At 50.4% G+C, this 3,106-nt stretch carries 3 protein-coding genes; all 3 read left to right on the forward strand.

Annotation, left to right across the window (positions count from 1 at the left end; translation table 11 throughout):
- Positions 1-170 precede the first annotated feature (170 nt).
- Entirely contained in the window at positions 171-1,274 is a 1,104-nt protein-coding gene (locus ACPLUI_RS13150; RefSeq protein ID WP_424660706.1) for a potassium channel family protein, read from the forward strand.
- Between the two features lie 27 nt (positions 1,275-1,301).
- Positions 1,302-1,928, forward strand: coding sequence for a DUF1614 domain-containing protein (locus ACPLUI_RS13155; protein ID WP_424660708.1), 627 nt, complete (start codon positions 1,302-1,304; stop codon positions 1,926-1,928).
- A gap of 208 nt (positions 1,929-2,136) precedes the next feature.
- A partial coding sequence (locus ACPLUI_RS13160; RefSeq protein WP_424660707.1) for a DHA2 family efflux MFS transporter permease subunit occupies positions 2,137-3,106 on the forward strand: 970 nt, incomplete at its 3' end.

Genomic DNA, 3,106 nt, shown 5'->3' on the forward strand with positions numbered 1-3,106 from the left:
TTACTATTGGGTCTTTTTGCAACGGTTGATCTCTAATTGCCGGCTCCCTTTCTACTCTCGTTTTGGTGACCATAGGCACGGTAAGCTTTAGTAAGGCGGAGTGAATACAAAGCCGTTTACGAAGCTACCCTCCTTAGAGAGCTTGCAATGCATTTTTAAGGAGGTCATCAATGCATCATCTGAAACATACCAACAACATGCACCAGGAAAGCTATGAGCGCATCGTTGTTGGAGCATTGCGTTTTCTCGCCTTTACTTCTGCTATTGAAGCCGCCGTCTTTATTCTCTGCGTTCTCTTACTCACCCGTTTTGAACATTTAAGCCCATTTGAGGCCCTCTACCTGGCTATCATTACCCTTACCACTGTCGGTTACGGTGACTACCATCCTGTTACGGAACCAGGGAAGGTGGTAGCCTTAATCCTGGCCGTCACCGGAGTTGGTTACCAGTGGCTTTCTTTATCAACGGTCGTGGCTACTCTGGTGGAAGGACATATCATCCGCTTTCTGGGGGATAAAAAAATGCACCGCAAGATCGCCGGGTTTAAAAACCATGTTATAGTCTGCGGTCTGGGACGTGCCGGTATGACGGCAGTAAAACAATTGGAGCGCGAAGAAATCCCCCTGGTCGGAATTGATCTCAACGAACGGCAGGTAGAATCCCTGCGGGAACAAGGGCACCCGGCCATAGCTGGAGATGCTACCGAAGACGAAACCCTTAAGGCTGCAGGTGTACAACAAGCCAGGAGTCTTATTGCCGCCCTACCGCACGACCCGGATAACATTCTCATCACCATGGCCGCAAAGGATCTAAACCCCGGCATCCGGGTAGTAGCCCGCGCCGACCGGCCCGAAAATATCAAACGACTTAAGCGTGCCGGTGCCGACTGGGTGACCGCCGTAGGCATCCCTGGAGGCACGCGCCTGGCCCTGGCTGCACTCAAGCCTGCAGCGGTGGATTTTGTCTCAAGCATCCTTGAACACCGCAACACCGATTACAAACTGGAGGAACTATTGATAAGCGAGAGCTCACCACTGGCCGGATGTTCCATTCGTGAATCCCGCCTGAAAGAAGACTACGGGGTTCAGGTTCTGGCCATCATCCGGAAAAACACCACCATCGCCAACCCGGAGGCAACAGAGAAAATCCAGCCAGGGGACATGATCATCGTCTTCGGAGACATAGATAAGCTGTCCCAATTGGAAGCAGCTCCCGGTGTTTTCTGCCCCTCAACCATTGAAGGCCGGTCCAGAGAACAGGTGAATAGTAGTTAAGAAAGCAGGTGTTGACTAATGCCCTTAATGTGGTTTTTGTTCCTTATTTTCTTATTTCCATTTATAATTTTTATTCTTTTTTTCCAGGTAGCAACTTTTTCTTTTGCCAAGCTGGGACTATCCGCGCAGGGTGCCGTGCTGCTGTTCAGCCTTTCCATGATAGGCGGGATGATTAATATTCCTGTATCACGCCGGAGGTTCGTAGTCGAGGAGGAAAGGTTCTTCTTCCCCTTTCTCTTTTATTATCCACCGAGAGTGCGTGAACAGGTAATTGCCGTAAACGTGGGGGGTGCTATAATTCCTGTTGTTTTCAGTCTGTACCTGTTGAAACGCACGCCCTTCTGGCCCGCATTAATAGCCGTACTTATTGTAACCATAGTGGCCAGAGCCCTGGCCCGCCCTGTACCGGGAGTGGGTATTTCCCTGCCCGCTTTTATCCCTCCGCTGGTAGCTGCAGCAGCAGCTTTACTGCTGGCCGGCCAAGACGCCGCACCGGTAGCCTATATTGCCGGTGTTTGGGGTACGCTCATAGGAGCTGACCTGTTAAACCTGCACCGGTTCAGGCAACTGGGTGCACACGTATTAAGCATAGGAGGAGCAGGGGTATTCGATGGTATTTTCCTGGTGGGAGTAGTGGCTGCCTTGCTGGCTTAGTGCTTTTTGAACGGTCAATTCAGGCCGTGTATAAGGGCGTTGACATTTCATGAGGCAGCAGATATAATCAAAGTAAATTTTGGTTTTTTGGGTTTCAAGGGTATTTTTTTCGGTCCATTCTTTGGTTTATTGGGGTTGTTTGGATTATTTGGTCACTTGAAAACAAAGCTTGAAACGATAACTAAGGGAGACGGAGGGATTCCGGGATATGACCCGCACCTTCGGCAAATGGATGGCGCTGTTTACAATCATAACAGGCATGTCCATGGATTTGATGGACATGACTATCGTAAATGTAGCTATTCCCAATTTGATGTCGGTTTTCAATGTAAGCGTAAACGAGGTACAATGGGTAGCCACCGCCTATATGATGACCCTGGGCATAGTCATTCCCATTACGGACTATCTGGCCACCACCCGGGGTATGAAAAAGGTGTTCCTGACCAGTATCATACTTTTCACCACCGGCTCGGCCTTATGCGGACTGGCCTGGAACCTGCATTCCCTGATCTTTTTCCGGGTCATCCAGGCAGTTGGAGGTGGCATGATTATGCCACTGGGGATAGCCATCCTTTACAAGATATTCACAGAAAAGGAACGGGGGCTCGCCATGGGGCTGATAGGCGTACCGCTTCTTGCCGCCCCGGCCCTGGGCCCGGTACTCGGCGGTTATCTGGTGGAACACGCTGATTGGCGGTTGATCTTTTTCATCAACATACCTGTAGGGATTATAACCATATTGTTAACTTACATCACACTGGATGAATTTGAAACACAACCGGAAAAACTGGATCTCTGGGGGTTCCTGTTGTCCGCCGGCGGCCTGGGAGGCCTGCTGCTGGCCTTGAGCAACGGGCCGACAGACGGCTGGGGTACCCCTTATATTGTGTACCTCCTGGTGATATCCATTTTTCTCCTCCTTCTATTTATATTATGGGAGTTGGGGCACCCTCGTCCGCTGCTGGAACTGCGCTTGTTTACCAGCCCCATTTACAGCCTCTCCATGCTTTTAAGCGTATTTTCCATTATGTCAATCGTAGGCTGTCTTTTCCTGTTGCCGGTTTTTCTCCAGGAACTCCAGGGATACAGCCCCATGAAAACCGGCCTGATATTGCTTCCGGAAGCACTGGCCGCAGCAGCAATTTTACCCATCTCCGGACTGCTGGTAAATAGAGTGA

Source organism: Desulfofundulus sp., assembly GCF_049701015.1.
Classification (GTDB): Bacteria; Bacillota; Desulfotomaculia; order Desulfotomaculales; family Desulfovirgulaceae; genus Desulfofundulus.